The organism is Streptococcus oralis (assembly GCF_001579025.1).
In the GTDB taxonomy this organism is placed as follows: Bacteria; Bacillota; Bacilli; order Lactobacillales; family Streptococcaceae; genus Streptococcus; species Streptococcus oralis_X.
Genome location: NZ_KQ970235.1, coordinates 901,831 through 905,562, shown reverse-complemented (window position 1 = coordinate 905,562; position 3,732 = coordinate 901,831). Strand labels below are relative to the sequence as shown.

Here is a 3,732-nt window from a genome sequence, read left to right as displayed (position 1 = left end):
AATAAAAGCTGGGAATTCCCAGCTTTTTTAATCTTTCACATAAGTAAATCCTTCACCCAGAATTTCATGAGCCTCAGTGATGGTGATAAAGGCTTGAGGATCAATTTTGTGAATCATATCTTTCATTTTTACGATTTCGTTTCGACCGACGATACAGTAGATAATTTTTAAATCCTTTTTGCTGTAGTAGCCTTGACCAGATATAAAGGTAACGCCACGTCCGAGTTCATCGTTAATCTCTTTGGCCAATTGATCAGGATATTGGGTAATAATCATAAATCCTTTACCAGCACTAACCCCCTTCACCGATCAAGTCAATAACACGAGCGATGATAAAGTCAAATAAGAGGGTATAGGTAACTAGACGAAGGTCCTGGAAGATAATCAAAATCAACATTAGGATAAAAAAGTCAATCCCAAAGAGCAATTTACCAATCGAAATATTGGTGTATTTGTTGAGGATACGGGCAACGATATCAGAGCCACCAGTGGTTCCACCAGCATTAAAGATAATTCCTAAACCAACCCCTAGTAAGACTCCTGAGACTAAAGCGACAATGATGAGATCTCCTTGCAAGTCGATATGCAAAGGAATGCGCTCAAAGATTGCTAGCCAAATGGAAAGTGAAATAGATCCTAGAAGGCTGGAGTAGAGGGTCTTAGGTCCAAATATCTTCCAAGCCAGGATAAATAAAGGGATATTAATCAAGAGGTTCATCAATGAGACAGGAATCTTAAAAAGATAGTAGGTAATCAAGGTAATACCTGTCGCCCCTCCCTCAAATAAATGATAAGGAACAACAAAGTAAGTAAGACCGAAGGCATAGATAGCAGCTCCAAAAATAATAGTGATAATCGGTTGAAGTTTTCGAATCATGGCTGTTCCTCACTTTTCTATAGATAGATTATACCAAAAATTCAGTTCTTTTCATCGGATCACTTATGATTTTTTATCATTTTTTTGATATAATAAAGGAGAAAATCCCAATCCTATCGAGAAGAATAGAAAGATTGAATTATGACACAAGTAAAAATTGTAACGGACTCTTCTGTTACTATCGAACCAGAAGTAGTTAAAGAATTAAATATCACTGTTGTCCCTCTATCAGTTATGATTGATAGTGTGCTTTATTCGGATGCAGATTTGAAAGAGGGAGAATTCCTTCATCTTATGCAACAAAGTAAGAATCTGCCTAAAACAAGCCAGCCACCTGTAGGAGTATTTGCTGAGGTCTTTGAAGAACTAGGTAAAGATGGTAGTCAAATTATCGCCATTCACATGTCCCATGCCTTGTCTGGAACTGTGGAAGCTGCTCGCCAAGGGGCAAGTCTCTCTACTGCTGATGTAACGGTTATTGATAGTTCCTTTACAGATCAAGCAATGAAGTTCCAAGTTGTTGAAGCCGCAAAACTTGCTAAAGAAGGTAAAGACTTAGAAACAATCTTAGCTCATGTAGAGGACGTCAAAAATCATACAGAACTCTATATCGGTGTTTCGACGCTAGAAAACTTAGTTAAGGGTGGTCGTATTGGACGTGTGACAGGATTACTAAGTTCACTCTTGAATATTCGTGTAATAATGCAGATGAAAAACCACGAACTCCAACCAATCGTCAAAGGACGTGGAGCGAAAACTTTCAAAAAGTGGCTTGAGGAATTAACCAATACTCTTTCCCAAAAATCAGTTGCAGAGATTGGAATTTCCTACGCTGGAACGAACGAATGGGCGAATGAGATGAAGGCATTATTGCAACCTTATGTTGAGAAACCAATCTCTGTATTGGAAACTGGCTCTATTATTCAAACTCATACTGGAGAGAATGCTTGGGCGATTCTAATTCGCTACAATTCCTAAAAAAATAGAGAAAAAATGGTCAAAATAGTGTTTTTGACTTGACCTATAGCCGATTTTAGGATATGATTATATTTGTTAATTAGAAATTATTTGGAGGATTTGTTAACATGGCAAACAAACAAGATTTGATCGCTAAAGTAGCAGAAGCTACAGAATTGACTAAGAAAGATTCAGCAGCAGCAGTTGACGCTGTATTTGCAGCAGTAACTGAATACCTTGCAGCTGGTGAAAAAGTTCAATTGATCGGTTTCGGTAACTTTGAAGTTCGTGAGCGTGCTGCACGTAAAGGTCGCAACCCACAAACTGGTAAAGAAATCAAAATCGCAGCTTCTAAAGTTCCAGCATTCAAAGCTGGTAAAGCTCTTAAAGACGCTGTTAAATAATGAATTTTCAAAAAGCCTATTGTATCAATCTTCATTGCTTGGTCGATAGGCTTTTTTTGTTTATTTGAAAAGTTGAGTTATGATTCTGTGCAAAAAGAAAAAGGTTCCCATGTTTGAGAACCTTCTTTTCATTAGTTTTTAGAAGCTGCTTGGAATTCAGGGTTTTTCCATGCTTCATCAATGATAGCTTGCAGTTCTTTAGCTGATGCTTGCATTTTTTGAGTTTCAGCATCGTTCAATGGGATGTTAACTGGACGAACGATACCGTGTGCACCAACGATAGCAGGTTGACCGATAAAGACATTTTCAACACCGTATTGACCTTCTTGGAATACAGAAAGTGGTAGCACCGCATTTTCATCGTCAAGGATAGCACGAGTGATACGAGCAAGGGCAACGGCGATACCGTAATAAGTAGCACCTTTTTTGTTGATGATTGAGTAAGCTGCATCACGAACTGAGATGAAGAGTTCAACAAGGTCAGCTTCATTCAAGTCACGGTTAGCTTGCAACCATTGTTCCAATTTAACACCGGCAACGTTAGCGTGTGACCAAACAGCAAACTCAGAGTCACCGTGTTCACCCATGATGTAGGCGTGAACTGAACGTGCATCAACACCGATAGTTTCAGCAAGTGCTTGACGGAAACGAGCTGAGTCAAGTGAAGTACCTGAACCGATAACGCGTTCTTTAGGGAAACCTGAGAATTTCCATGTTGAGTATGTCAAGACGTCAACTGGGTTAGCAGCAACAAGGAAGATACCGTCAAATCCAGATGCAACAACTTGTTCAACAATTGATTTGTTGATTGCCAAGTTTTTACCTACAAGGTCAAGACGAGTTTCACCTGGTTTTTGTGGAGCACCAGCAGTGATAACTACAAGGTCTGCATCCGCACAGTCTTCGTACTTAGCTGCATAGATTTTTTTAGGTGAAGTAAAAGCTAGCGCGTGGCTAAGGTCTTCAGCATCACCAACTGCTTTTTCAAACAATTGAGGAATTTCAATGATACCAAGTTCTTGTGCAATTCCTTGTGTTACGAGGGCAAAAGCGTAAGATGAACCTACGGCACCGTCACCGACAAGGATCACTTTTTTGTGTTGTTTAGTTGCTGTCATTTGTCTAAACATCTCCTTTATTTTATTAAGGGGGAACCCCATTTGATTTCATTCTATCACTTTTGCTAAGCTTTGTCACGGATATACCTTCGGGATAAGTATGTAAACGTTTTAGTGATTTCCAAAGACTGAAATGATCTACACTTTATGGTATAATATATCTAGTTACTAATTGTGAAATGAGGCATTTATGAATGCAGGATAAAAACTTAGTGAATGTTAATCTGACAAAGGAGATGAAGACCAGCTTTATCGACTACGCCATGAGTGTTATCGTAGCGCGTGCTCTTCCTGATGTTCGAGATGGCTTAAAACCAGTTCACCGTCGTATTCTATACGGAATGAATGAACTAGGTGTTACTCCAGACAAAACCCC

4 protein-coding genes and 1 pseudogene are annotated in these 3,732 nt (G+C 39.1%); 3 read left to right on the top strand and 2 right to left on the bottom strand.

The genetic code is table 11. The features are described from left to right. Positions 1 to 27 precede the first annotated feature (27 nt). A pseudogene (locus SORDD27_RS04340) lies at positions 28 to 877 on the bottom strand (YitT family protein). 141 nt (positions 878 to 1,018) lie between these two features. Here SORDD27_RS04340 and SORDD27_RS04335 point away from each other — a divergent pair. After that, on the top strand, positions 1,019 to 1,855 hold the full coding sequence (locus tag SORDD27_RS04335) for a DegV family protein (RefSeq protein ID WP_061427550.1): 837 nt from the start codon (positions 1,019 to 1,021) through the stop codon (positions 1,853 to 1,855). A 107-nt stretch (positions 1,856 to 1,962) separates the two neighbouring features. Then, entirely contained in the window at positions 1,963 to 2,238 is a 276-nt protein-coding gene (locus tag SORDD27_RS04330; protein ID WP_001284636.1) for an HU family DNA-binding protein, read from the top strand. A gap of 131 nt (positions 2,239 to 2,369) precedes the next feature. On the opposite strand, the gene SORDD27_RS04325 is transcribed toward SORDD27_RS04330, so the two are convergent. After that, on the bottom strand, positions 2,370 to 3,356 hold the full coding sequence (locus SORDD27_RS04325) for an L-lactate dehydrogenase (RefSeq protein ID WP_000127489.1): 987 nt from the start codon (positions 3,354 to 3,356) through the stop codon (positions 2,370 to 2,372). Positions 3,357 to 3,550: 194 nt separating this feature from the next. On the opposite strand from SORDD27_RS04325, the gene SORDD27_RS10265 reads away from it, so the two are divergent. After that, positions 3,551 to 3,732: DNA gyrase subunit A (locus SORDD27_RS10265; protein WP_231069292.1), on the top strand; the 182-nt coding region annotated here is incomplete at its 3' end.